Source organism: Janthinobacterium sp. AD80, from assembly GCF_002878455.1.
Lineage (GTDB): Bacteria > Pseudomonadota > Gammaproteobacteria > Burkholderiales > Burkholderiaceae_D > Janthinobacterium.
This window is the reverse complement of sequence record NZ_NRDQ01000318.1, coordinates 1-1578: the sequence shown is the minus strand read 5'-3', so window position 1 is coordinate 1578 and position 1578 is coordinate 1. Positions and strand designations below refer to the sequence as shown.

Below are 1578 nucleotides of genomic sequence, written 5' to 3'. Positions count from 1 at the left end.
TCCAGCGCCTGCTGCTGCACCAGCGCGGCCACGGCCAGCAGCACGCCGGCCAGGGTCACGCTGCCGGCCACGCCATATGCGGCGCCGGCGGAAGTTTCCAGGCGCTGCAAGGCAAGGTCGGCCTGCGCCAGCGACTGGTCGATCCGGGCCAGCGCGGCGCATTGGGCGTCGATGCGCCCGGCCATCACCAGGTCGGTCTGGCCCGCCACCAGGTCGATGCTGCCCGAGCGCAGCTTTTCAATGGCGCGCGAGCGTACGATGGCGGGACGGCGCGCACGCCGCGCCACGATCCAGCTGATGCCGCCGCCGGCGGCCAGCAGCCACACGGCCAGGCCCACGCCCAGCTGCCACTGCATGACGCCCAGCGCCACGCCCGCCAGCAAGGCGGCGCACAGGGCCGTAAAGGCGGGCACCAGCAGGCGCAGGTACAGCGATTCAAGCGCGTCGATATCGGCCGTCAGGCGGAACAGCAGTTTGGCGGGCTGGCGCAGCAAACGGCTGGCCGCTTCCGGGCGCGACCAGCCACGGAACAGCTGCACGCGGATGCTGGCCAGCGCGGCAAACGTGGCGTCATGCGTGACCAGCCGTTCCGCATAGCGCGCCCCCGTGCGGCCGATGGCCAGCAAACGGATGCCGGCCGATGGGCCGAAGACATCAAACACGATGGCCGTCGAAGCGTGCAGCCCGGCAACCGAGGTGGCCGTGATGAACCAGCCGGACAGTCCCAGCAAGGCCATGCCGGCCAGCACCGTCAGGGCGGCCAGCATGGCGCCGCCGATCAGCTTGCCCGGCTGGGCCAGCAGCAACTGCCGCAGCACAGGGTTCAAGGCGAGCGAAGTGTTCATGCGCGCACCGCCGCTTCTTCCTGATGACTCGGCCGGGCATCGACCAGCAGCGTGCGCTGCAGGCGGCTGGCCAGCACGGGGTCATGCGTGGCAACAAGCATTGTCTTGCCCCTGGCCAGGGCCAGCAGGGCATCCGTGACGCGCGCCGCCGTTTCGCTGTCCAGGTGGGCCGTCGGCTCATCGACCAGCAGCAAGTCCGCATGCGGATGCAGGGCCACGCGGGCCAGCGCCAGGCGCACGGCTTCGCCACCGGACAGGCCCTGGCCGCCATCGCTGAGCATGACGGCCGGCTGCGCCTGCGCCACGGCAGCCAGGTCGGCCAGGTGCAGCGCCTGCGTCACTTGCGCGGCGGTGGCGCCTGTGCGGCCCAGGGTCACGTTCTGGCTGACGGAGGCGGCAAACACGTGCGGACGCTGGCCCATCCAGGCCATGCGCTGGCGCAAGGTGTTGACCGTGCTGTCGTTCAGGCGCACGCCGCCGATACGGATGTCGCCGCCGCTGGCGGGCAGCAGCCCGGCCAGCAGCGACAGCAAGGTAGTCTTGCCCGCGCCGCTGGCGCCCAGCAGGGCCACGTGCTCGCCGGGGCCTACCGTCAAGTCGAAACCGTCGAACACGGGCGCTTCGCCGGGATGGGCAAAACGCAGTTGCCGGATATCGACGGCGGGCGCCGCCGCCTGGGCCATGGCGGCGGGGGGACACGGCGGCGGCCGCCACTTCGGCGCCAGGCAAGGGC

Annotated in this window: 1 protein-coding gene and 1 pseudogene; both read right to left on the bottom strand. The window is 71.8% G+C overall.

Annotated features, from left to right (window positions below; translation table 11 throughout):
• Positions 1-845 (bottom strand): annotated as a pseudogene (locus tag JaAD80_RS29100) (ABC transporter ATP-binding protein); the annotation flags it as partial.
• Positions 842-1578: ATP-binding cassette domain-containing protein (locus JaAD80_RS29095; protein ID WP_146012612.1), on the bottom strand; the 737-nt coding region annotated here is incomplete at its 5' end. The gene JaAD80_RS29095 and the pseudogene JaAD80_RS29100, both read right to left, overlap by 4 nt.